This window comes from Gordoniibacillus kamchatkensis, from assembly GCF_000829455.1.
GTDB classification, from domain to species: Bacteria; Bacillota; Bacilli; order Paenibacillales; family NBRC-103111; genus Gordoniibacillus; species Gordoniibacillus kamchatkensis.
This window is the reverse complement of sequence record NZ_JXAK01000015.1, coordinates 59,088-82,437: the sequence shown is the minus strand read 5'-3', so window position 1 is coordinate 82,437 and position 23,350 is coordinate 59,088. Positions and strand designations below refer to the sequence as shown.

The window sequence follows — 23,350 nt, the reverse complement described above, 5'->3', positions numbered from 1 at the left end:
GAGCTCATAATTCCAGATATTATCCATCGAACCGTCCGACACATTCACCATGAGGGCATGGCTGATAAACAAGACATTCGGTTAGCTGAGGTAACTCTGCAAAGGCCGGCTGGGCCGCAGCATCCCAAAGAAAGGAGCAATCTTTTTTCTCCGCTTGTTTGATGCAGTGTTATCCCCAGCCTTGCTGTTATGAAGCGTACCGCTTCGTCGGCGGATTTTGGACGAAGAAGCTGAACCGCTGATGGAGCCGGCACGCGAATTGCTTATGGTCTGTTAAGCGTAATGGCAACAATCACATGGAGGGGAAAGCGATGTGGGGTGCGAAACATGGCGATCGCCTCGATCAAAGAAACAAGCATTACATTATCCCGAGCGTATTCAATCAGAAGGTGGTGCAAGCGGTGCGCGACCGCGTCGTGCAGGCGGCAATCCGCACTTACTTGGCGCGCAGCACTTCGCGGGAATACCGGCAGGCAAAATTTTTTTACAACATGACAAAAAAATTTGCGTTTGATTGCAGCGCAATTCGAGCTGATGCCGGATTTGCCGCCTCTTTTGTTGTTGGCACGATTCTTGCTTGATATAGAAATGAACAAACATTTAACGAAATGAAAGCGCTGTAAAGAAAGGAGGATGTCATATGAGCCTGGTTCAATTTTTCGCGGACAACTGGAATCATTTGCTGGGCATGACATGGCAGCACATTCAATTGGTAGGCTCTGCCGTCATCGTCGCGATACTGACGGGAGTGCCGTTCGGCATCTACATTACGCAGCGGGAAACGCTGGCGAATCTCGTGCTCGCGGTAGCCGGAATTATTATGACGATACCGAGCATGGCGCTCTTCGGCATTATGATCCCCGTCCTGTCGCTCATTCATCAGGGGATCGGATTTTTACCGGCTTTTATCGCTCTTGTCCTGTACTCGCAGCTGCCGATTATCCGCAACACGTATATCGCGATCAAGAACGTCGACGCCAGCTTGCGCGACGCCGCGATCGGCATGGGCATGACGACGTGGCAGCGGCTCCGAAAAGTGGAAATACCGCTCGCGTTTCCGGTCATTATGGCGGGCGTGCGCATTGCGGTTGTGCTGACGATCGGCATTGGAGCCATTGCCGCTTATATCGGCGCAGGCGGGCTCGGCGTCTATATTTCACGCGGCATCTCGACGAGCTATGCGGTCATGGTGCAAGCCGGCGCGATATCCGTATCGGTGCTGGCGATCGCCGTCGACTACGCGTTAGGCCGGGTCCAGACGAAAGTGCAGCCTGTCAAAAATAAAGCTTCATCGTAAAAGAAGGAAGGTGATAACAGATGATCGTTTTTGACAACGCGACCAAGATTTATGAAAGCGCCGACAAAAAAGTCAAGGCCGTAGACCGCATTAACCTCCACGTAGAGGAAGGCCAAATTTGCGTGTTTCTCGGCCCCTCCGGCTGCGGCAAAACGACGCTGCTGCGAATGGTCAACCGGCTTATCCCGCTGAGCGGCGGAGCGATCCACGTGAACGGGAAAAGCATCGAGTCGTTCGACACGATCGAGCTGCGCCGTTCGATCGGGTACGTCATTCAGCAAATCGGGCTGTTTCCGAACATGACGATCGAGCAAAATATTTGCGTCGTGCCGAAGCTGCTCGGGTGGGATCGGAAAAAAATGCAAAACCGTTACGACGAGCTGATGGAGTTGATGGGACTTAACCCGGATGAATACCGCAAAAGGTATCCTTGGGAGCTTTCCGGAGGCCAACAGCAGCGGATCGGCGTAGCCAGGGCGCTGGCGGCCGACCCGCCGGTCATGCTGATGGACGAGCCGTTCGGGGCGCTGGACCCGATCATGCGCGAACGGATTCAGAACGAATTTTTACGCATCCAGCAAAATGTCAAGAAGACGATCCTGTTCGTCAGCCACGACATTGACGAAGCGATTCGCCTTGGCGACAAAATCGCCATTTTCAAAGCGGGGCAGCTGATGCAGTACGGGACGCCGGACGAAATTTTGTCCAATCCGAAAGATGAGTTTGTGGAAGACTTCGTCGGCGGCGACCGCGCTTTGAAGCGGCTGACGCTGCTGACGGTGCACGATCTGTTTTTCAAATTAAAGCACCCGCGCAAACTGAACGGCGACGCCAGGCATTCCGGTTCTCCGACCATCGACATGGAAACGAATCTCCGCACCGCTCTTTCCGTCATCCTGTCATCGCCGACGGGGGAAGCGGTCGTCGCAGACAGCAAGAACAACCATGTCGGGCTGTTGAACTTGCATGATTTCGAGGCTTTGGCGGACATCCATCCCTTCGAGTTGAAATCGTCGGTATGAGCGGCGAGCAAGAGGTGAGAGTATGAAAAAACGATCGTTTACGGAGAAAGTCGTCAAAGCCGGTTTGCTGCTCGTGATTGCCGGCGTGGTCGTCTGGGCGTTCGCTGCGGGCTCGTTTCAATTGATGATCGACCGGCCCGGCGACCTGATCTATTTGTTGCTGCAGCATTTGCAGCTGGTCGGGCTGTCGGCCCTGCTGGCCGTCGCCGCAGCCGTTCCGGCAGGCATTATCGTGACCAGGGAGCGGTTTCGGAAGCTGCAGTGGATCGCCACCAATTTCGCCAATTTGGGACAGACGATTCCGAGCTTGGCGATACTGGCCCTGGTGATGAGCTATTTGGGCATCGGCTATCAGACTGCCGTGTTTGCTCTTTGGATCAATTCGCTCTTGCCGATTTTGCGCAACACGATTGCCGGACTGGAGAACGTAAGTCCGTCCATTTTGGATGCGGGCAAAGGAATGGGCATGTCGCCGGGGCAAATTTTTTGGAAGCTTGAACTGCCAAACGCTTCGTACGCCATTCTGGCAGGCATCCGCACGTCGATCGTGATCAACGTCGGCACGGCGACGCTGGCATTTCTTATTGGAGGAGGTGGTTTGGGCGATTTCATCTTTACCGGCATCTCCTTATACGATACCGGGATTATGCTGGCCGGCGCATTGCCTGTCATGGTGCTCGCGGTTATCATTGATTTCGTGCTGGGAAAGTTGGAACGCGTTGTCATTCCGAAAGGCCTGCAAAGAAATTTGGAAACGCTATAATCATTTCACAGTGAAAAACGGAGGGGTAATACATGAACAAATATGGGAAAAAGTATGCGGCAATCCTCCTTACCTTGTTGCTCGCCATGATGATGCTCGCTGCATGCGGAACTGCGAATACGGGAACGCAGGGGAAGACGGAACCGTCCAAGACGGAGCCGGGCAAAGCGGAGCCCGCAAAGCAGGACGGCGGCGCGAGCAAAGGGAAAGTGGTCATCGGCGGCAAAGACTTTACGGAGCAGCAAATTTTGTCGAAAATGACTTCGATTTACTTGAAGGAAAACGGCTATCCCGTAGAGGAAGCGAGCAACATGGGCAGCACGGTCGTCCGCAATGCGCTGGAGAACGGGCAAATCGATATGTACTGGGAATATACCGGCACGGCCCTTGTCGTTTATCAAAAGCAGCCGGCGGAAACGGACCCTGCTAAAGCTTACGACAAAGTCAAAACGAAGGACAAGGAAAACAAGCTCGCTTGGCTGAACAAAGCAGACTTCAATAACACGTATGCGATTTTGATGCGCGGGGATCAGGCGAAAGAGCTCGGCATCAAAAGCATATCGGATCTGGCCCAGTATATGCAGAAAAACGGGGACAAGCTGAAGTTCGCCTCGAATGCGGAGTTTTACGCCCGCGAAGACGGCATGAAAGGCGTGGAGAAAAAATACGGCTTTTCGTTCCCGGCGAAAAACGTGGTCAAGATGGACTCCGGTCTGTTGTATAACGCGCTGAAAGACAAGCAGGTCGACGTATCGGTCGGTTTTGCGACGGACGGCCGCATTAAAGGCTTCGATCTGGTGGCGCTGCAGGACGACAAAATGTTTTTCCCGGCGTACAATGCCGCGCCTGTAGTCAGACAGGCGGCGCTGGACAAAAACCCCAGCTTGGCCGACTTGCTCAACAAGCTCTCCGACAAGCTCAATACGGACACGATGATCAAATTGAACTATACCGTCGACGTCGAGCATAAAGACGTTGCCGAAGTTGCCAGACAGTGGCTCGTTTCGGCGCAGCTGATCAAGCAATAGCCGCGCTTGCCGTTTAAGGAGAACGTACATGACTCGTTTAAACGATAAAGTCGTCTCTTATGTGGAAACGGAATCCATCGAACTGTGCGATGCGGCAACCGTTCGGGCGCTCAAGGAAGCGTTGATCGACATCGTAGGCTGCACGGTGGCCGGCGGGCAGGCGCCGGCGGCCGCTATGACACGCATGTTCGCGATCCGGCAATGGGGTCGCGGCGACTGTACGCTGTTTCTGGCCGCGGAACGGCTGAGCCCGGCAGGGGCCGCGCTCGTCAACGCCACGCTAGCCAACTCGCTCGATCTCGACGACGGCCATCGGCTCGTCAAGGGCCATCCGGGGGCGGTCGTATTTCCGGCGGCGCTCGCCGCGGCGGAAGATGCGGGGGCTGACGGCAGGCAATTTCTGTCAGCACTGCTCGTAGGATATGAAGTGGGCATACGGGCCGGGATGCTCGCCCACCGGTTGCGGCCGGAGTATCACTGCACGGGGTCGTGGGGGGCGCTCGGCGCCGCGGCGGCCGCCGCGTGCCTGCTCGGACTTAAGGGGCGGCAAATCGAGCACGCGCTCGGCGTTGCGGAGTACCATTCCACGTATTCGCCAATGATGCGCTGCATCGATACGCCATCGATGGTCAAGGACGGAATCGGCTGGGGCAGCATGACAGGCATTAGTTCGGCTTATTTGGCAGCGGAAGGTTTTACCGGCATCCCTTCTTTATTTACGCTGGAGGACACGACCAGCTTGACAGACGAACTGGGTGGGAGTTATCGCATTCATCAGCTCTATTACAAGCCGCATGCGTGCTGCCGCTGGGCCCAGCCGGCCGTGGAGGCGATCGACGATATGATGCGGCAGCATCGTTTGCCCTACCGGGAGATTGAAGCGATGATCATTTATACGTTTGCCGAATCGGCCCGGCTGCAGCAAACGCCTCCGGCAAGTACGGAGGAAGCGCAGTACCACTTGTTTTTCCCGGCGGCTTGCCGTCTTGTGTTCGGCGAAGTCGGTCCGGAGCAAGTGCTGCACGAGCTGCGCAATCCGGAAGTGCTGAAGCTGATGGGCAAGATGGAGGCGCAAGTCGATCCCGGGCTGAACCGGGAATTCCCGCAAAAGGCGTTAAGCCGCGTGGAAATCCGCACTACGGACGGGGCCCGCTACGTCTCGGACGTGAAGCAGGCAAAGGGCGATTACGACTTTCCGCTGACGGCGGAACAGAAGAAGGGCAAGTTTATGAAATTGACTGTGCCGGTACTTGGGCAGGAACGAAGCGCGGAATTGCTGGATACGTTGGAACGGATCGAGGAGCTTGACAGCTTGCGGCGGTTGACCGCTCTGATCGCCGCCTCGGCTCGATAAAAATACGCACTCATAACAGGGAGGAAATGTACATGCAGGAACGCAGCATTCATTTTTACAGCGAAGGATGCAAATTGCAAGGGACCGTTTATTTGCCGGACGATTACCAACCGGGAGAGAAGCGCCCGGCGATCATTCCGTGCTCGGGCTACAACGGCTTTAACGGGTTTTATCCGCGCATGTTCAGCCGCTATTTGACGAAGGCCGGGTTCGTGTGCCTCGGGTTCGATTACCGAGGTTTTGCCGACAGCGAAGGGCCGCGCGGCCGGGTCATTCTCGATGAGCAGGTGGAAGACATCGTCAATGCGCTGACCTATTTGCAAATCCAGGACGAGGTCGATCCTGAGCGGATCGGGCTGATTGGATGGGGCATGGGGGCGTCCAATGTGGTGCGCGCCGCCGCCAAAGACGAACGCGTGAAGGCTGTCGCCGCCTTGAACGGATTTTTCAACGGGGCCAGATGGCTGAAGACGATCCACGCGTATGTGCAATGGCAGGAAATTCAGCAGACGATCGCGGAAGACCGCGTCCGGCGCGTGACGACCGGCGCATCGCAGCTGGCCGACCCGTTCATTCATTATCCGCTCGACCCGGCGACGAATCATACGGTGAATGAGGATTTGGCTGTCAATTATCCGTTCGGCGAACCGACCGCCCTGCAATTCACCGAGTCGATTGTCGGCATGAACGCGGAGCGGGCGGCCGCGGACATTGCGCCCCGGCCGCTGTTTGTCGCGCACGGCAAACACAATTTGCTGCACCCGCTGGAAGAATCGGTTTCCTTGTACGAAGCGGCCAAGGAGCCGAAGCAGCTGTACCTGATCGACGGCAAACATAACGATTTTATGGTCTACGGTCATCCGGTGCTGAATCCGCTTATGGACGAAGTCGTACGGTTTTTTGCGGCGATATAGCGGAGCGCGATTCGGGAAGGAGGTACGCCGCGCATGGGATCTTATCACGCTTTGCTTGAGGGCGCCATCGAGCTTCATTGCCACAGCTACCCGAGCATTTTTCCGCGCAAGCAGACGGATTGGGAGTTAATCGAGGATGTGAAGAAGGCGGGAATGGCCGGCGTCGTGCTGAAGTCGCACGAATCGCAGACGGCTGACCGGGCGGCGCTTATCCGCGCCAAAGAACCGCAACTGCACGTGTACGGAGGGCTCGTCTGCAATCATTTTACAGGCGGGCTTTCGCCCTCCGCGGTCGATGCGGCCATTCGGCTCGGGGCGAAAATCATCTGGATGCCGACGTTTTCGTCGCATGAGCACTGCTGCCATTTCGGCAAAAAGAAAACGCGGTTTTTCAACAGCGGCAAGCCTCTCGTCCACCCCGCCGAGGGGCTCCGCATTTGGGACGAGCAGAAGCGCATTTTGCCGCAGGTGCACGAGATTTTGCAGCTCATCGCCGAAGCCGGCATCGTGCTCGCGACCGGCCACCTGGCCGCCGAGGAAGTCGCCGTTTTGACGGATGCGGCGATACGGCACAAGGTCGAAAAAATATTGATCCAGCACGCCGATCTGGGTATCGCCCCGGTGCCGATGGAGCTGCAGAAGGAGCTTGCGCGCAAAGGCGCCATTTTGGAAAAATGCTACCTCGCCTGCAGCGCGGACTTCGCGGATCTGTCCGTCGAGGGCATGGCTGCGACGATCCGCGAGCTCGGGGCCGGATCGTGCGTCCTTGTCACCGATTACGGCCAGGAGCATAACATTCCGCCGGTTCAGGCGCTGAGCGAATTTGTCGAGCATATGTTGCAGCACGGCATCGCGGAGCGGGACATCAGGGCGATGATCGCGGCCAATCCGCGGCAGCTTTTAGGGATTTGAAAGAGGGTGCAGAGCATGGAACAGCACATCTTGCAGGAGCTACGTACGATTGTGCCGGAGGAGCGCATGTTTGTCGATTTGGCCGAGCGGTATTCGTACAGCTACGATGCGTCTTTCGGCGAATATTTGCCGGAAGCGGTCGTGCAGCCGCTGAACGCCGGCGAAGTTTGCCGTATCGTCAAGCTCGCGGGCAAGCACCGGATTCCGCTCTATCCGCGGGGGGCGGCCACTTCGCTGAGCGGCGGCCCGCTTCCGGTGGAGGGCGGCATCGTGCTCGATATGACCCGGTTCGCGCATAAGCTGATTATCGACCGCGAAAATTTGCTCGCCATCGTGTCGCCAGGGGTCATTACGGCGGACATTCACAAGAAGGCCGAAGAGGTCGGACTGTTTTACCCTCCCGATCCGAGTTCCTCGCACGTGTCGACGATCGGGGGCAACATCTCGGAAAATTCGAGCGGCCCCAAAGGCCTGAAGTATGGCACGACGAAGGAATACGTGATCGGCCTGGAAGTGGTGACGCCGCTCGGGGATCTGATTCGCACCGGCGGCAAAACGGTGAAAAACGTAACCGGCTACGACTTGACCCGGCTCATTGTCGGCTCGGAAGGCACTCTCGGGATCGTCACGGAAATGATTTTGCGGCTCATCCCGAAGCCGAAGGCGCGCATGACGCTGCTCGCTACATTCGACCGGCTGCAAGACTCGGGCCATGCGATTACGAAAATATTATCGTCCGGCATTTTGCCCGCCGCCATGGAGCTGATGGATAACGCCTGCATTCGGGCGGTGGAGCAGTTCGAGCCGTGTGGTCTGCCGGTCGATAAAGAGGCGCTGATCCTCGTTGAAGTGGATGGGCACCCCGCGGCGATCGAAGAGGAAATTCGCCAGTGCGAGGCGATATGCTACGAGCAGGGGGCCAGCCAGGTTAGAGTGGCAAAAGACGAGCGGGAGCGGGAGGAGCTGTGGCGCGCCCGCAAAATGGTGTCGCCGGCGATTACGCAGATGGGGCCGACGAAAATATCCGAGGACGCCACTGTGCCGCGCAGCAAAATACCGGACATGATGGAGCGCCTGAATCAGATTCGCAGCAAATATCAATTGAATCTGGTCGTGTTCGGACATGCCGGGGACGGCAATCTGCACCCGAACATCATTACCGACAAGCGCAACAAGGAAGAGATGAAGCGGGCGGAAGAAGCGGTCGGGGAAATTTTCGCGGCTGCAGTGGAGCTCGGGGGAACGCTTTCCGGGGAACATGGAATCGGCACGCTGAAAGCGCCGTATATGGAAATGGAGCTTGGCGAAGCAGGCTTGTCGATGATGAAAAAGATCAAAGAGGCGTGGGATCCGTACAACATTATGAACCCGGGCAAAATATTTCCGCGGCCGGGGCAGATCAAGGTGGTGCTGACGTAATGGACAAAACGGGGCCGCAGCAAAAGCTGTTCGATTCGGCGCACGACGAGGCCAACCGGTGCGTGCAGTGCGGCTACTGTCTGCCGGCGTGCCCTACTTATATTTCCATGGGCAAGGAATCGGCTTCGCCCAGGGGACGCATCAATTTGGTGAAGCTGGCGGCTGAAGGAAAAATCGATATCGCCGATGATTTGGCGCAGCCGATCGACTTATGTTTGGGCTGCCGCGCCTGCGAGGTGGCCTGCCCGGTCGGCGTTCCGTACGGCCACATTCTGGAGTCGGCCAAGGAAGCGATCGCCGACCGGCAGGCGCAGCGCCAGCCGTCCGCCGCCGGCCGGGCAGCGGCGCCGGCCGGGCAGCAGTCGGCCGCCGCGCGGACGCCCAGCTCGCGGAAGGAGCGGTGGCCGGACCGGCTGAAACGGCTGGCCATGACCCAGCTATTCCCTTATCCGGGCAGGCTGCGGGCCGCCGGCAATATGCTCTGGCTGTACCAGAAGAGCGGGCTCGGTCGGCTGCTGCGCCGGACGAAGCTGTTGTCCGGTCTATCCGAGCCGATGGCGGCGTTCGAGCAAGTGCTGCCTGCGGTAGAGCCGCCCCACAAGCGGTATGCCTGGGGCAGCGTTTTCCCGGCGAAGGGCGAGAAGAAGGCGCGCGTCGCTTTTTTCGCCGGATGCATGATGGACGCGATGATGAGCCGTACGAACCGCCTCACCATCGAGCTGTTGACGCTGGTCGGCTGCGAGGTGGTCGTTCCCGGGAGGCAGACGTGCTGCGGGGCGCTGCATGCCCATCAAGGGTTGAAAGCGCAGGCGCAAGAGCTGGCGAAAGCGAACATCGCGGCCTTCGAGCAGTCGGGGGCCGATCTGTACATCAATAATGCCGGCGGCTGCGGGGCGATGCTCCATGAGTACGGCGATCTGCTCGCGGCAGATGAAGCGTGGGCAGAGCGGGCGCGGCATTTTTCGGAAAAGTCGAAGGATGTGACGGAAATCCTGCATCAGTACGGGCCGCTGCCTTTTACCCGAGAGCGGCATGGCGTTATCACCTATCAGGATTCGTGCCACTTGCGCAACGTGCAAGGGGTGCGCACCCCGCCGCGCGAGCTGCTGAAGTCGATCCCCGGCGCCACCTTCGTGGAAATGGAAGGCTGCGACCAATGCTGCGCGTCGGGCGGTATCTACAACCTCCTGCACTTCAGGGAGTCGATGAACATTCTGGATGCCAAAATGAACAAAGCGAACGTGACGAAGGCCGATACGATCGTCACGACCAACCCGGGCTGTCTGCTGCAAATGCGGCTCGGCGTAGAGCGAAAAGCGGAAAACAGAGAGATGGAAGCTCTGCATATCGTCGACGTGCTGGCCGAAGCGTGCGGGCTCAAGTAAATCAGAAGCAGGACTGAAGGAACGCGGATGGAGAGAGTGAGGGATTCGACATGACTGCGCCAACGCTGCAGCCGTTCAAGGCCGCCTGCGTGCAATTCAATCCGCAATTGAACTGCCGCGAGGACAATGTCGCCGCTCTGCTTCGGGTTGTCGAGGACGCGGCCCGGCAAGGAGCGCGGCTGATCGTCACACCCGAGATGGCGACAACGGGATACCATTATCGGGATCGCGAAGCGATCCGTCCCTTCGTCGATACGATCCCGGGGCGGACGACCGAGCGTTTTGCCGAAATATGCCGGTTGTACGGCAGTTACATCGTACTGAGCATGCCCGAAGCGGACGCGAAGACGGACCTTTATTATATTTCTGCGGCGCTCATCGGGCCGGACGGCGTGATCGGAACGTACCGCAAAACTCATTTATGGGAATGCGAGGCTCGCTGGGCGGCCGCCGGCGATCTCGGCATCCCGGTGTTTGCGACAGACTTAGGAAATATCGCGATAACGATCTGCATGGACTCCGTCTATTACGAGACCGCGAGGGCTGCGGCCCTCGGGGGGGCGGACATTTTGTCGTTCCCGACGAATTCGAGCGGCCAGTCGATTGCGGTGCTGCAGGCGAGAGCGGAGGCGAACGGGCTGTATGTCGTCAGCGCCAACCGCAGCAACAAGGAACTCGGCTTCCACATGGTAGGCGGCAGTGCGGTCTGGTCCCCGCTCGGCGAGAAGCTGGCGGAAGCGGAGGTGATGGCTTCCTCGGACCGAGTGTGCGACGAGCCGACCATCGTATATGCAGAAATCGACCCGAGCCTGTACCGCAATCCGGCCAAAGAGCGGCTGAAGGAGCGCAGGTCCGGGCTGTACAAAGATATCATGCTGTCGCACTTGCCATGGGATGAACGCCGCGACAGGCAGCCCCGGCCAATTCGCGCTGTCCTCGCCCAATACGAGCCGGTTCCCGGCGACAAACTGGCCAATGTGCGCAAAATGCTGCAGTTGATCCCAGGCCGCGCCGCTCCGGACCAAGCCGCCGCCGATCTCGTCGTCTTTCCCGAGCTGTCGGTGACGGGACCGGTCGACGGCTTGAAGCCGGAGACGATATGGGACATTTCCGAGCATATCGACGGGGATGCCGTGGCTTTGTTTCGCCGCGCAGCCCGCGAACGGCAAACTCATTTCGTGTTCGGTTTTGTCGAACGCGAAGGCGACCGTCTGTACAATTCCGCGGTCCTCATCGACGATGCGGGCGAAGTCGCAGGCACTTACCGCAAAACCCATCTGCAAGCGGACGAGCGCCGGTGGGCGCATCCCGGCGACAGCATTGCCGTCTTTTCCACAGAGATGCTCGGCAGCATCGGCGTCATGATCGGCTACGATGCGGCTTTTCCCGAGGTTGCCGGCGTCCTTGCGGCACAGCGGGCCGACATAATCGCCATCCCGTCGAGCTGGCGGGGGGAAATCAGCTGTGCGCTCGCCACCGACCCGCTGCTCACCCGCCATCCGTATCCCGACGGCGCGGTGGCGGCCTGGGCGGGCATTGCCGTTGCAGCTCAAGCGTATACGCTGGTTGCCAACTATGTCGGGACAGCGACTCCCTATGGGGGACGGAGTGCTATGTACACCTTGGATCCGTTTTACGGTCTGGATCGGCCGATTATCGCTTCGGCGCGCGACGAAGAGGCAGTTTCCGTCGCTTTTACCACGATTCAGCCGGAATGGTGGTTCAACCAGCAAAAAATGTTAGATTCCCGAAAGCCCCACCACTATACTATAATGATAGAGAAATGATCTCCTCCGAAAATACGACAAAAAGCTGGCGGTCACATGAAATTTTTGCTGAAATCGAAATTGACCAAAAGGTTCATGACCAAGACGATCGTCGTCATTTTGTTCGCTTTGGCGTCCATTTACTTCGTGACGATCGGAGTGCTGAGCAGATCGTTGGAGCAGGAAATTGTGTACCGCGACGAATTGATTGCCAAGACGTTGAGCCGGCAAATCGGGACATTGTTCGGCGGCATGAAGAATGACACGCGGATCGCCTCCAATTACGTGCTCAAATATTCGCAAGAGGACAAGCAATTTTATTACGCCGAGATGGAACGAATCGTGACCTACAATCCGCTGTACTTATTCGTGCAGGCGTTCGACAGTCAGGGCAATCCGCTGGTGACCGTTCCGGACGTCACGTTCAAGGGGCAGCTCGACATCGGCAAATTGGTCAAACGTATGGAATGGAGCCAAACGTACTATATTTCCGACCTGCTCACGCTGCCGGACGGGAGGAAGACGATTGCCATTTGTTATCCGGCGCTGAGTCAAGGACAGTTCTGGGGCGGCATCGTCGCATTCGTCAATTTGGATACGCTTTCAGACTATTTGCGGGAATTGCGTATCGGCGATGAAGGCATCACTCTGATCACGGATCGCGGAGGCTCGATCATAGCCCATAACAACGAGCAATTGATCGGGAGTTCGCTGAAGGAGCACCCTCTGAGTGATTTTCTGTATAAAGAAAGGTATGGCGTATGGCGCGGGCCGTTGTTCGGCAAAGACCGGCTTGTCGCCTACCGTCCCCTTCAGTACGGCGGATTCGGCCTCATTGTCGGCGAATCGAGCATGCAGGCGCTCGCTCCGGCGCGCAACGTTCAAATTCTTTTGTCCCAAGGCTTTATCGTCGTCCTGCTGGTTTCCATCCTGCTGGTGCTGTACAACACGTCGAGCGTGCTGAAGCCGGTGTTCCGGCTCACCAAGCAGGCTAGGGAGTATAAGGAAAACAAGCGGAAGACGTTCGACCGCATCTCTACCCGGGATGAGCTCGAGGATTTGTCGAACATTATGGGGGAGATGGCCAGATCGCTCACCGACAAAGAAAGAAGGCTGTTTTACATTCTCGAGTCGATCCCATACTGCGTCATCACAACGGATCACCACGGGAGAATCGCCACGTTTAACAAAGGGGCGGAACAGCTGACCCAATTCCGCAGAGACGAGGTCATCGGCAAGTACATCATCGATGTGCCGTTCAAGGAAAACGCGGAGGAATTCATTTCATGGAAGACGCTGCAGGAGGGAACCGAATTTGTCGAAGTCGAAAGCTATATTTTCGATAAGGACAAAAACCGCCGCGACGTCGTCCTATATTCGTCCTTGTTTCGCGGCGAAGACGGGAACGTGATCGGGGCCATCCTCGTCATCCGCGATGTGAGCGATATGAGGAAGCTGGAGGAATATTTGCGGCAAAGCGAGCGGCTCGCTTCCCTCGGCCAGCTGACCGCAGGCGTCGCCCATGAAATTAAAAATCCGCTCAGCATCATTCAGGCGGCCGCCGAGGCGATCCGGCTCGAGCTGAAGGGCGGCACGGCTGACGTACCGATGCTGCGCGAATTAACAGACGATATTCTGGAAACGTCGGACCGTATGAACGGCCTGCTGGCCGATTTTCTCAAGCTGTCGAAAGAAAGCGCGGGCGAAGAGAAGAAGAAGCTGAATCTTGTCCAGATTCTCGACGAGCTGGCGACTCTGCTGCGCAATAAGATGAAAGAACAAAGCATTGTCCTGCACCGGGAATACGAAACGCGAGATGCAGGCGTACTTGTGAACAAAAATCAGATGTCCCAGGTGTTCTTGAATATGATGATCAACAGCATGCAGGCGATGGAGCGCGGAGGGCACCTGTTTATTCGCGTCAGGGAGCAAGACGGCCACTGGCTGGCGGAGCTCGAGGATACGGGCAAAGGCATCGCTCCCGGCAAGCTGCAGCGCATATTCAACCCTTTCTTCTCGACCAAGCGGGAAGGTACGGGCTTAGGTCTGTCCATCGCCTACGAAATTGTGACCCAGCACGGCGGGGAAATCTCGGCGGCGAGTCCGGAAGGAAAGGGCGCCTGCCTTACGGTAAAGCTGCCAAAAGCCGGATGAAGCAAACTGCGGCGAAAGGAGAACGAATCCATGAAACCGGTGTTGCTCGTCGACGATGAAGCGAAACTGCGCAAAATTTTGCATTCTTCTTTGGCGAAAATGGGCTATCCCGTCTTCACCGCAGCGAACGGCAAAGAGGCCAGGGAGTTCGTTCGGGACAAAGCGGCAGATATTGTGCTCTTGGACATGATGCTGCCGGACACAACCGGCCTCGAGCTGCTGCATGAGCTTGTCCCGCTGTATCCGCAAAAGGCGTTTATCGTCATGACCGCATACGGCAATGTGGAGAGCGCGGTACTGTCCATGAAGTCGGGAGCGTTCGATTATATTACGAAGCCGGCCAAACTGGAGGAAATCGTCATAGCGCTGCAACGAGCGAGCGAATGGATCGACATGAAGCAGGAGAACGTCCGCCTGAAACAAAAGCTCAGCTTTTCGGACCGCTCTCGCGAACTGATCGGCGTAAGCCCTGCGATGCAGCGCATTTTTCAACTGGCGGAACGGGTGGCGGGCACTGACGCGACGGTGCTGCTGGAAGGGGAAAGCGGAACGGGGAAGAGCAGAATCGCGCGGATGATTCACGACCTGAGCGAGCGCTCGCAAGCTCCGTTCGTCGCCGTCAACTGCGCGGCGATTCCGGAGCAGCTGCTGGAAAGCGAGCTGTTCGGCTACGAGAAAGGCGCGTTCACGGGGGCCGCCGCCGCGCGCAGCGGAAAATTCGAGGCCGCCCATGGCGGAACGATCTTTCTCGACGAATCGGCGAGATTTCTGCCGCGCTGCAGGCCAAGCTGCTGCAGGTAACGCAGGAAAAGTCGTTCATGAGGCTCGGCAGCAACAAATTGAAACATGTCGATGTCAGAATCATCTCCGCCACCAACCGCGACTTGCGCAGCATGGTGAACAAAGGCAGCTTTCGCGAAGATTTATACTACCGGCTCAATATTGTAGACATGTACGTTCCGCCTGTTCGCGAGCGGACGGAAGATATACCGCTTCTGGTCGAGCAGTTTCTGGAGCGGCATCGGATCAAGCACGGGAAGCCGTATCACATTTCTCCGCAGCTGCTACGGCTGCTCATGGACTATCACTGGCCGGGCAACGTCAGGGAAATCGAAAATGCCGTGGAAAGGGCTGTCGTGCTTTGCCGCGACAACAACCTGTCCATCGAAGATTTCCCGCGGGAAATCAGGGAGTTGCACCGGGAATCCCGCGAAGCGGCTTCGCCGGGCGCGGCTATGCCGCACGATGCCGCATGCAATGCCGCATCGCTTCCGGACCAGCTGGACGAAATCGAAAGAACCCTTATCGAGCAGGCTTTGGAAGGATGCCAGGGACATGTGGCGGCAGCGGCGCGAAGGCTTGGCGTTTCCCGTCAAAGCCTGCTTTATAAAATAAACAAATATAACATGAAGGTGTAGATGCGAGAACATATGGCGAGGGGGGGGGACGACGATGCAGCCCGGCATGATGTTAACCCAGGAGCAGCAGGCCAAATTGGTCGTAACTCCGGCCATGCGGCAGTCGATTCAAATATTGCAAATGTCCAGTCTCGATCTGTCGCAATTTGTACTCGAACAGATGGCGGACAATCCATGCCTGGAAATGGACTGGGACGGAGATTTGCGCGGAAAGCGCGGCGCGCGGGAGCGAACGGGGCCGAGCCAAGCAGACGGCGCGAAAGCGGAAGACCCACTGCTGAAAGTATCGGCGCAAGAGGAAACGCTGGAGGACCTGCTCCTGAGCCAGCTGAGAATGTTGCATCTTCCCGCGGGGCTGTTTCGTATTGCCGCCTTTTTGGCGGGCAACCTGAATGAATCCGGGTATTTGGATATTTCGGCGGAGGAAGCGGCTTCGCTGTTGAATCAATCGCCGCAGGCGGTGGAGTTGGCGCTTCAGCATCTTCAATCGCTCGAGCCTGCCGGCGTAGGCGCCCGGACGTTAGCGGAATGCTTGCTGGCGCAATTGGACAGAGACCCGTCCGCCGTGCCCGGAGCCCGAGAGGTGATCCGCGATTATTTGCCTTTGCTGGCGCAAGGAAAGCCGGACGAAATCGCGGCAAGGCTCGGCGCCACAACAGACGAGGTCCGGCGCATCGCCGACTACATCCGCACGCTGAACCCCCGGCCCGGACTTGCCTTTGCCCGCCTGGAACGGCAGTACATCGTCCCCGACGCGGTTGTGGAGAAGGTGCAGGGAGTGTATACGGTTCGCATGGAAAATCGTCACCTGCCCAAGCTTTCCATCAACCGATATTACGAAGACTGCATCAAAAGCGGGTCGAGCTATGACAGCGCTGTTCTTTTCTTGAAAGAGCGCATGGAGGCCGCCTGTTCGATGATCCGCAGCATCCATCGGAGGCAGCGCACCTTGAACCGGGTCATCGAAGCGATTGTCGCGGAACAGATTCCTTTTCTGGAGCATGGTGTGGAGGGGATGCGGCCGGTAAATCTGAAAACGATTTCCGAGAAGCTTCACCTGCACGAATCTACCGTCAGCAGAGCTGTGCAAAACAAGTATATTCAGACGCCGAGAGGCTTGAACGAGTTGAAGCACTTTTTTTCCGGGGGGCTGCAGACAGCTTACGGCGGCTACGCGTCGTCGAAAAGCGTAAAAGCCAAAATCGCCGAACTGATCGCGGCCGAGAACAAGCGCAAGCCGCTTCCCGACCAAAAAATTGCCGAAAGCCTGGGCATGCAAGGCATTTTGATCGCCCGCCGCACCATCGCCAAGTACCGCGAGGAATTGTTCATTCCGTCCGCTTTAAAGCGGCGAAGCAAGTCGATTTAGGGAAGCGCGCTCCGCTCCTCGACAAAACGGCGCAATCGTTCAATCCCCGGTTCAATATCCTCCTCGCGGACGTTTCCGTAGCCTAACAAGATTTTATTGGCATGTTTTCCTTTCACAAGACAATAGTCTTCCACGCCATGGACTTTGACCCCGTAACTGGCGGATTGCTGCCAATCGACCGCAAAGCATTGTTCGCGGGGAAATTCCACTTGCAAATGCATGCCCGCCTCATCGCCGCCGATCGCGATTTGTTCGCCGAAATGATTTTTTAACGCGGCGATAAGCAAGCTGCGCCGTTGCTGTACAGGCTTTTCATTTTGTGGACGTGGCGGTCCAGCTGGCCTTCCCGGATAAACCGGGCCAGAGCGTTTTGCAAAACCGCAGGGGGTTCGCAGGTTTAATTCCTCTTTGACGTTTGCCACGATACCGGCCAAGTGGCGCGGAACGGCCAGGAAGCCGATGCGCAGCCCGGGAGCGAGCGTTTTGCTGAACGTTCCGACATAAATGACTCTGGACGGACTCAAGGTATGCATTGGCGGGATAGGAACGCCCTTGAGCCGAAAATCGCTGTCGTAATCGTCTTCAATGATGTACGAATCCGCCTGCTCAGCCAGCTTTACGGCATGCTGCCGCCGCTGAATCGATAAGATGCTGCCGCTCGGAAACTGATGGGAAGGAGTGAGCAGCATCAAATGGCCGGGTTCGAAACGGTCTATTTCGTGCAGCTTCATCCCGGACCGATCCACTTCTACCGGCGCGATCCGGTAATTCATATGCCGGAAAATGTTTTGCGCAAACTCGATCGTCGGGTCCTCCAAATAAACGGACCGATATTGAGGATATAGCGCTCTGGCGATCAGCGCGAGACCGTCCGAGGAGCCGGAAACGATAATGATTTGCCCCGGATGGCAGCGCATTCCTCTCACTCTGAGCAAATAGGCTGCGATCGCCGCCCGGAGCTCATCGTCGCCCATAATGTGTCCATAGTCGAGCAGACCGGCCGGCGCAGCTTCCATTGCCGCTTTCAAATATTTCGCCCACATTTTTTGCGGAAAATGCCGCAGGTCGGGCGTTCCGGTCGCGAAATCGATCGTTCCCTTGCCGCTTTCGGCAAGCTCCGGAACGTCGATGGCCTCCGATTCGGCGCCGAAGCTTTGCTCATTCGAGGCGATCCCGCCAGCAACGTAGGTGCCGGAACCGATTTGGCCGATTAAATAGCCTTCCGCCGTCAGCTGTTCGTACACGTCGATGACGACGTTTCTCGCGATGCCGTACTCTTGCGCAAGTTTGCGGGTAGGGGGAAGACGCGTCCCTTCCGCCAGCTCCCCGGTTTGGATTTTGCTGCGGATTTGGCTGCATAGCTGGGAAGTGATCGATGCTCCGGAACGGTGATCGAGATAAATGCCGAACATGCCATAGCCTCCTTTCAAATTGGTTCCTTAGAATTCTCTGTAATTGGATCTAACATCGACCAATTTCCATTATTATAATGAATTCGAATCCAATTGGGAAATGGAGGCTGCGTTCATATGCAAAAAAGAAAACTGGGCACTACGGGTATCGAGGTCAGTCCGGTCGGGTTCGGCTGCTGGGCGATCGGCGGGCCTTTTTGGCTGGACGGATTGCCGGACGGATGGGGAGAGGTCGACGATCGGGAGTCGATCCGCGCGATCGGACGGGCGCTGGAGCTCGGCATCAATTTCTTTGACACGTCGGACGCCTACGGGGCCGGACATAGCGAGGAGATTATCGGCCAAGCATTAAAGGGCCGGCGGCATGAAACGGTTATCGCTACCAAATTCGGGTTTCCCCACGACGCTCAAACCCGACAAGTGTATGCCCGCTACGATTTGTCCCCCGAGTATATACGCCAAGCTTGCGAGGCGTCGCTGCGGCGCCTTGCGACCGATTACATCGACTTGTATCAAATTCATGTCGGTCACATGCCTGTCGAGCAGTTGGACTCCGTCATCGAATCGCTGGAGCGGCTAAAGGAGCAAGGCTTGATCCGCGCCTACGGATGGAGCACAGCGGACACGGACAGGGCCGAAGCGTTCGCCGAGCGTTCTTCCGGCGCTGCCATCCAGCACGATTTAAACGTACTGAGCGATAACAAGGAAATGATCGAATTGTGCGAGCGGCGGGGGCTGAGCAGCATCAACAATACGCCGCTTGCCATGGGGCTGCTGAGCGGCAAGTTTAACAGGGAGTCGACATTGCCGTCCGACGATGTTCGCGGCAGCAAGCACGAGTGGGTGATCTATTTTAAAGACGGCAAGCCGTGCGCCGAATATTTGGACGCGCTCCATTCGGTCAAGGAAATATTGACTTCCGGACAGCGCAGCCTCGTGCAAGGGGCGCTAGGATGGATTTGGGGCAGAAGCGGTTGCACGATTCCGATTCCCGGGCTGAAAACGGTGAAGCAAGTGGAGGAAGCGGCGCAAGCCATGAGCTTCGGCCCGCTGGCGCCGGAGCAGATGAAGGAAATCGAGGGCATATTGCGAAGGCGCTAATCATAGCGGCTATAGGCTACTGCCGTGACCGAACGTTTGGGCTCCGTGTACATTGACACAAAACGGTTGCATGGAGGCCTATATGTCCAAACCAGTGGTTGGCATTCTCGCGCATCGAAGCGGGCGCGTATTTATGAATGCCAAGTTTTTGCGGGATCTTGCGGTAGAAGGCGAGAAGCTGGGAGCTCGCGTGTACGTGTTTTCGCATATGGACCTTAGGGAAGCGAGCAGAACGATCCGCGGCTTTACACCGGCGTCCGGCGGCGGGTGGCGGGAAGAAACGTGCCCGTGGCCGGATGTCGTAATCGATTTTTGCCGGATGCTGTACAAACCGTTTCGGGATATGCGCCGGCGCAAAGATCTGTTTACTTACGCCAATCATAAGTTTACGTATAAATGGAAGGCGATGAAGCTGTTCGCCGGCTCCGATCAGGTGAGGCGCTGGATTCCTGAAACGCGCATCTTTTCCTCTCCGGGGCTCGAACAGATGCTGGCGAAGTACCCTATCGTCTATGTGAAGCCTGGTAACGGAACGGGCGGGCATAGCGTAGCCAAAATTCGGAGCGTAAACGGCAAATACTTGATTCGGGGGAGGAAAAGGTCGGGTGCCGTCGTCAAGCACGAGCTGCACTCCGAAAAAGCGGTAGCCCGCTGGGCCGGCAAGTGGGTTCAAACGGAACAGATCCGTTCCGGAAAGTTCATGGTGCAGCAAGGATTGGACTTGGAGCTCATTTCCGGCCGCCTTGTCGATGCCCGTCTGCTTATTCAGAAAGACGGGTACGGAAATTGGAAAGTAACCGGAAAAGTGCTGCGTGTAGGCGGACGAAACAGCCCCACCACCAATCTCATTTACGGTGACGGGAAGGCGCTAAATTTTCAGACGTTTATGAAAGAGCGGTTCGGAGCGCAGAGAGCGGCGGAAATCGAGCGGGAGTGCGAAAGCTTGGCTCTCCAATTGATGAACGTGGTGGAGCAGCGCTTCGGCTCCATGATCGAATTCGGACTTGACGTCGGGATCGATGTAAACGGCAACGTCTGGCTAATCGAAGCCAACCCGAAGCCGAGCCACGAAGCTTTTCTGAAAGCGAAGCAATTTGCCGCATACCGCACATCCATTCGTAGGCCAATTCAATACGCTATGTTTTTAGCGCGGCAATCCAAAACATAAGGATGGCAAAACGCGGCCAGTTTCTGTTAATATAGATGCTAGAGGCAGCCTAAAGCGATGTTCGGCTGCCTTTTTATTATGCCATCCATACCAAGCAAATGAGGTGGGTCCGCTTTGAAATTAAGCAGCGTCTGGTCATCGTTCGGCAACCACGATTTTCGCCTGATGTGGTTTTCGAGCGCGCTTTCGAATTCCGCGAACTGGTCCTATATGGTCGGCGTCGGCTGGCTGTTGTACACGTTGAGCCATTCTTCCCTGTGGGTGGGGTTCGGTATGTTTGCGACGATGATTCCCGTCATTCTCATCGGGCCGTATGCCGGCGTGCTCGCCGACAAGTTCAACCGCCGCAAAATATACACGGCTGCGCAGGCGCTAAGCGCTTGTTTTGTAGCGTTGCAGCTTGCCGCCCACTTGTCGGGCAACCAATCGCTATGGCTTGTGATCGCATGCTCTTTGGGACTCGGCATTACGTCCAGCACCCAGCTCGTCATGTCGAATGCGATGATCCCGGTTATCGTACATAAGGAAAAGCTTCACAACGCCGCCGCGTTGATGGGAGTAGTGAGTCACGGGGCCGAGTTTTTCGGCGCGGGTCTTGCGACGCCGCTGCTCGCTGGGTACGGCGTCAATGCGGTAATCGGCCTTAGCGTCGTGCTCTATGCAGGTGCCGCATTGTGCTCGGCACGCATCGCAATCCGCGACGATTACATGCACGCATCCGCTGCCCGCGGAAGCACGGTGCTGCGCTCGTTACTGGACGGATTTACGTACATCCGGCTGCAGCCGATCGGGCTGCTGATTCTGCTTGTCGGCCTGCACTGCGCGTTGACGATGTCTTTTAACGGATTGCTGCCATCTTTCAGCTCGCATCGGATGGAAGGGATGGAGGGGATGGACGGGATGGACGGCAGCTTGTACGGCAGCATCATGACTTTCGTCGGGCTCGGTGCCGTACTGGGCAATCTTTCGACAGCAGGGGTATCCGAAAAAAGGTTGCTGGTCCGAATATATGCGGTCACAGCGGTCGGCAGCGGCTTGTCGCTAAGCTTTCTTGCTTTTACATATGCGCCATGGATGACGATCCTTATGGCGTTCTTCGTCGGCGCGACGCAGGCCGTATTCATGGCATCGAGCAATGCGCTCATTATGCAGCGTACCGATCCGAGCTACCAAGGCCGCGTATCGAGCGTCTATATTATCATCGCAGCGGGACTGATGGCGCTGTGCAATCTTGGTTACGGATCGCTCGGAACGATCGTCAGCCCCGCCGCCATCATGATGTCGACAGGCTTCGTCTTTGTCGTTTTGTTCGTCGCCATCGGCTTGCTGTCTTCGCTGCGCAGCACGCTGAAGGCGGCGGAAACGAGGCCGACTGGCGTTCCGATGTAACGGGGCGGCCTCTGTTCGGCTGCATACGGGTGCGGAACGGCCGGCTTGCTTCTCGCCGTGCCGGCCGGCCGCAGCCGGCATGACAATTGGCTTAAACGACCGATCCGTTTATTGACAGCGGCGCGGATTGATTTTATAATGGGTTTGTGTAAACGATTACACATGGGCGGTAACTCAGCTCTGAGCTGTCGGTTAAAATGCATTTATGTCTGCAAGATCATCGTACGGAACCAAGGAGGAGCCGATCATGAAAGCGCTCGTTATTGAAGCCCCTTATCAGGCGGTCATCAAGGAAGTCCCGTACCCGGAGCCGGGCCGCGGCGAAGTGACGATTCAGGTGGCGAATGTAGGCATATGCGGGACGGATATCCACATTTACAGAGGAGAGTTTTTGTCGCCGTACCCGATCATACCGGGCCACGAGTTTTCCGGGATCGTTCATGCTGTCGGCGAAGGGGTTAAAGGGCTCAGCCCCGGAGATCGCGTAACGGCCGATCCGTCATTGTTTTGCGGGGAGTGCCCTTACTGCCAAATCGGGCTGGGCAACCAATGCGACAATTGGGGGGCGCTCGGCAACACGGTGGACGGCAGCATGGCCGAATTTGTGCGCGTTCCCGCCGGAAATGTCGTCAAGCTTCCGGATGCGATGTCGTTTGCCGAGGGCGCGTTCGTCGAACCGATGGCCTGTGTCGTACATGCGATGAACCGTCTCGGCGCCAAGGCCGGGGAGAGAGCGATTTTGTTCGGCGCCGGGGCGATGGGCCAGCAGCTCGTTCAGGCGTTGTCGCATTCGGGAGTATCGGAGCTTGCCGTCGTCGACATATCGCAAAACAAGCTGGATATGGCGATCGCGCGCGGTGCGACCCGCGGCATTTTGAGCAGCGATGAGGCGCTTGAGCAAGAGCTGGCTGAGCGGAACGGCGGCTTCGATATCGTGGTCGATGCGACGGGCATTCCGGGCGTCATTCGGCAAGCGCTTCGTTTTATGGGGAAGGGCGCGAAGTATTTGCAGTTCGGGGTAACGCCCAAGGACGCGATCATCGAAATCGAGCCGTTTCAGCTGTACAACAAAGACTGGACGATGATCGGTTCGATGGCGATCAACCATACGTTCCTGCCTGCTTTCCGCTGGGTGGAGTCCGGCCGAATCGACGTGGCTTCTTTAATTTCCAGGGAAATATCGCTGGAAGAGACGGCAGCCTATTTGCACGGACCGAGAGATGCGAGCGATTTGAAAGTGCAGATCAAGATCAGCTAGCGGAGTCCGGTTTGAGATAGGGGATAATGTTGCTGGCGTTCGGCAATGTCGGCAACCTTATCCTCTTTTTTACTCTTCATCCGGACGCGCTGGTGTTCGAATGCATCGAGTGGACACCGAACGTGATGGACGAACTGCGGCAATATATTTATGGACCTTTATGACAACAGCCCCTTGCCGGACTTGAGGCAAGGGGCTTTAAATTCCGAGGTGGGTTATTG

At 57.0% G+C, this 23,350-nt stretch carries 20 protein-coding genes and 1 pseudogene; 20 read left to right on the top strand and 1 reads right to left on the bottom strand.

What is annotated here, in order from left to right:
• Window positions 1-401 precede the first annotated feature (401 nt).
• The 15 genes and pseudogenes from SD70_RS36875 to rpoN all read left to right on the top strand — a co-directional run bounded on the left by SD70_RS36875 (window position 402) and on the right by rpoN (window position 16,801).
• Complete coding sequence (locus SD70_RS36875; RefSeq protein WP_197080992.1) at window positions 402-581, top strand: hypothetical protein; 180 nt, start codon at window positions 402-404, stop codon at window positions 579-581.
• Window positions 582-640: 59 nt separating this feature from the next.
• A complete protein-coding gene (locus tag SD70_RS10755) occupies window positions 641-1,297 on the top strand; it encodes an ABC transporter permease (protein WP_041047568.1) in 657 nt (218 codons plus the stop codon).
• Between the two features lie 20 nt (window positions 1,298-1,317).
• A complete protein-coding gene (locus tag SD70_RS10750; RefSeq protein ID WP_041047567.1) occupies window positions 1,318-2,319 on the top strand; it encodes an ABC transporter ATP-binding protein in 1,002 nt (333 codons plus the stop codon).
• 22 nt (window positions 2,320-2,341) lie between these two features.
• Window positions 2,342-3,082 carry an ABC transporter permease gene (locus SD70_RS10745; RefSeq protein ID WP_041047566.1) on the top strand — a complete coding sequence of 247 codons (741 nt, stop codon included), beginning with the start codon at window positions 2,342-2,344 and terminating at the stop codon, window positions 3,080-3,082.
• 32 nt (window positions 3,083-3,114) lie between these two features.
• The gene (locus tag SD70_RS10740; protein ID WP_052487281.1) at window positions 3,115-4,110 is read left to right on the top strand and encodes a glycine betaine ABC transporter substrate-binding protein; all 996 of its coding nucleotides are present in this window, start codon (window positions 3,115-3,117) and stop codon (window positions 4,108-4,110) included.
• A 28-nt stretch (window positions 4,111-4,138) separates the two neighbouring features.
• Entirely contained in the window at window positions 4,139-5,464 is a 1,326-nt protein-coding gene (locus tag SD70_RS10735) for an MmgE/PrpD family protein (protein WP_052487280.1), read from the top strand.
• A 32-nt stretch (window positions 5,465-5,496) separates the two neighbouring features.
• A complete protein-coding gene (locus tag SD70_RS10730; RefSeq protein ID WP_041047565.1) occupies window positions 5,497-6,378 on the top strand; it encodes an alpha/beta hydrolase in 882 nt (293 codons plus the stop codon).
• Between the two features lie 33 nt (window positions 6,379-6,411).
• The gene (locus tag SD70_RS10725; RefSeq protein WP_041047564.1) at window positions 6,412-7,290 is read left to right on the top strand and encodes a DUF6282 family protein; all 879 of its coding nucleotides are present in this window, start codon (window positions 6,412-6,414) and stop codon (window positions 7,288-7,290) included.
• A gap of 15 nt (window positions 7,291-7,305) precedes the next feature.
• Window positions 7,306-8,709 (top strand): FAD-binding oxidoreductase, encoded by a 1,404-nt coding sequence (locus SD70_RS10720; RefSeq protein ID WP_041047563.1) that lies wholly within the window; start codon window positions 7,306-7,308, stop codon window positions 8,707-8,709.
• Window positions 8,709-10,094: a (Fe-S)-binding protein gene (locus tag SD70_RS10715; protein WP_052487279.1), complete on the top strand. Its 1,386-nt coding sequence runs from the start codon at window positions 8,709-8,711 to the stop codon at window positions 10,092-10,094. Before SD70_RS10720 ends, SD70_RS10715 begins: the two co-directional genes overlap by 1 nt.
• 50 nt (window positions 10,095-10,144) lie before the next feature.
• Window positions 10,145-11,881, top strand: coding sequence for a nitrilase-related carbon-nitrogen hydrolase (locus tag SD70_RS10710; protein WP_041047562.1), 1,737 nt, complete (start codon window positions 10,145-10,147; stop codon window positions 11,879-11,881).
• Between the two features lie 36 nt (window positions 11,882-11,917).
• A complete protein-coding gene (locus SD70_RS10705; RefSeq protein ID WP_041047561.1) occupies window positions 11,918-14,014 on the top strand; it encodes a sensor histidine kinase in 2,097 nt (698 codons plus the stop codon).
• A 30-nt stretch (window positions 14,015-14,044) separates the two neighbouring features.
• Window positions 14,045-14,904 (top strand): annotated as a pseudogene (locus SD70_RS37885) (sigma-54-dependent transcriptional regulator); the annotation flags it as partial.
• A 3-nt stretch (window positions 14,905-14,907) separates the two neighbouring features.
• Window positions 14,908-15,432, top strand: coding sequence for a helix-turn-helix domain-containing protein (locus SD70_RS37880; RefSeq protein ID WP_394297952.1), 525 nt, complete (start codon window positions 14,908-14,910; stop codon window positions 15,430-15,432).
• Between the two features lie 34 nt (window positions 15,433-15,466).
• Entirely contained in the window at window positions 15,467-16,801 is a 1,335-nt protein-coding gene (gene rpoN, locus SD70_RS10695; RefSeq protein WP_041047560.1) for an RNA polymerase factor sigma-54, read from the top strand.
• Here rpoN and pdxR read toward each other — a convergent pair.
• Window positions 16,798-18,213 carry a MocR-like pyridoxine biosynthesis transcription factor PdxR gene (gene pdxR / locus SD70_RS10690; protein WP_231571150.1) on the bottom strand — a complete coding sequence of 472 codons (1,416 nt, stop codon included), beginning with the start codon at window positions 18,211-18,213 and terminating at the stop codon, window positions 16,798-16,800. The genes rpoN and pdxR overlap by 4 nt on opposite strands.
• A 117-nt stretch (window positions 18,214-18,330) precedes the next feature.
• Between pdxR and SD70_RS10685 the strand changes: the two genes are divergently transcribed.
• The 5 genes from SD70_RS10685 to SD70_RS35950 all read left to right on the top strand — a co-directional run bounded on the left by SD70_RS10685 (window position 18,331) and on the right by SD70_RS35950 (window position 23,293).
• Window positions 18,331-19,314, top strand: a complete 984-nt coding sequence (locus SD70_RS10685; RefSeq protein WP_041047559.1) for an aldo/keto reductase — start codon at window positions 18,331-18,333, stop codon at window positions 19,312-19,314.
• Window positions 19,315-19,396: 82 nt separating this feature from the next.
• On the top strand, window positions 19,397-20,482 hold the full coding sequence (locus SD70_RS10680; protein WP_041047558.1) for a YheC/YheD family endospore coat-associated protein: 1,086 nt from the start codon (window positions 19,397-19,399) through the stop codon (window positions 20,480-20,482).
• 114 nt (window positions 20,483-20,596) lie between these two features.
• Window positions 20,597-21,871, top strand: coding sequence for an MFS transporter (locus tag SD70_RS10675; RefSeq protein WP_041047557.1), 1,275 nt, complete (start codon window positions 20,597-20,599; stop codon window positions 21,869-21,871).
• A 247-nt stretch (window positions 21,872-22,118) separates the two neighbouring features.
• Window positions 22,119-23,129 (top strand): zinc-dependent alcohol dehydrogenase family protein, encoded by a 1,011-nt coding sequence (locus SD70_RS10670; RefSeq protein WP_041047556.1) that lies wholly within the window; start codon window positions 22,119-22,121, stop codon window positions 23,127-23,129.
• Window positions 23,130-23,155: 26 nt separating this feature from the next.
• Window positions 23,156-23,293: a hypothetical protein gene (locus SD70_RS35950; RefSeq protein ID WP_156157973.1), complete on the top strand. Its 138-nt coding sequence runs from the start codon at window positions 23,156-23,158 to the stop codon at window positions 23,291-23,293.
• Window positions 23,294-23,350 lie beyond the last annotated feature (57 nt).

Coding starts and splice junctions, on each gene's coding strand:
- SD70_RS10755 (WP_041047568.1), top strand. CDS start 641: ATGAGCCTGGTTCAATTTTTCGCGGACAACTGGAATCATTTGCTGGGC.
- SD70_RS10750 (WP_041047567.1), top strand. CDS start 1,318: ATGATCGTTTTTGACAACGCGACCAAGATTTATGAAAGCGCCGACAAA.
- SD70_RS10745 (WP_041047566.1), top strand. CDS start 2,342: ATGAAAAAACGATCGTTTACGGAGAAAGTCGTCAAAGCCGGTTTGCTG.
- SD70_RS10740 (WP_052487281.1), top strand. CDS start 3,115: ATGAACAAATATGGGAAAAAGTATGCGGCAATCCTCCTTACCTTGTTG.
- SD70_RS10735 (WP_052487280.1), top strand. CDS start 4,139: ATGACTCGTTTAAACGATAAAGTCGTCTCTTATGTGGAAACGGAATCC.
- SD70_RS10730 (WP_041047565.1), top strand. CDS start 5,497: ATGCAGGAACGCAGCATTCATTTTTACAGCGAAGGATGCAAATTGCAA.
- SD70_RS10725 (WP_041047564.1), top strand. CDS start 6,412: ATGGGATCTTATCACGCTTTGCTTGAGGGCGCCATCGAGCTTCATTGC.
- SD70_RS10720 (WP_041047563.1), top strand. CDS start 7,306: ATGGAACAGCACATCTTGCAGGAGCTACGTACGATTGTGCCGGAGGAG.
- SD70_RS10715 (WP_052487279.1), top strand. CDS start 8,709: ATGGACAAAACGGGGCCGCAGCAAAAGCTGTTCGATTCGGCGCACGAC.
- SD70_RS10710 (WP_041047562.1), top strand. CDS start 10,145: ATGACTGCGCCAACGCTGCAGCCGTTCAAGGCCGCCTGCGTGCAATTC.
- SD70_RS10705 (WP_041047561.1), top strand. CDS start 11,918: ATGAAATTTTTGCTGAAATCGAAATTGACCAAAAGGTTCATGACCAAG.
- SD70_RS37880 (WP_394297952.1), top strand. CDS start 14,908: ATGGTGAACAAAGGCAGCTTTCGCGAAGATTTATACTACCGGCTCAAT.
- rpoN (WP_041047560.1), top strand. CDS start 15,467: ATGCAGCCCGGCATGATGTTAACCCAGGAGCAGCAGGCCAAATTGGTC.
- pdxR (WP_231571150.1), bottom strand. CDS start 18,213: ATGTTCGGCATTTATCTCGATCACCGTTCCGGAGCATCGATCACTTCC.
- SD70_RS10685 (WP_041047559.1), top strand. CDS start 18,331: ATGCAAAAAAGAAAACTGGGCACTACGGGTATCGAGGTCAGTCCGGTC.
- SD70_RS10680 (WP_041047558.1), top strand. CDS start 19,397: ATGTCCAAACCAGTGGTTGGCATTCTCGCGCATCGAAGCGGGCGCGTA.
- SD70_RS10670 (WP_041047556.1), top strand. CDS start 22,119: ATGAAAGCGCTCGTTATTGAAGCCCCTTATCAGGCGGTCATCAAGGAA.
- SD70_RS35950 (WP_156157973.1), top strand. CDS start 23,156: ATGTTGCTGGCGTTCGGCAATGTCGGCAACCTTATCCTCTTTTTTACT.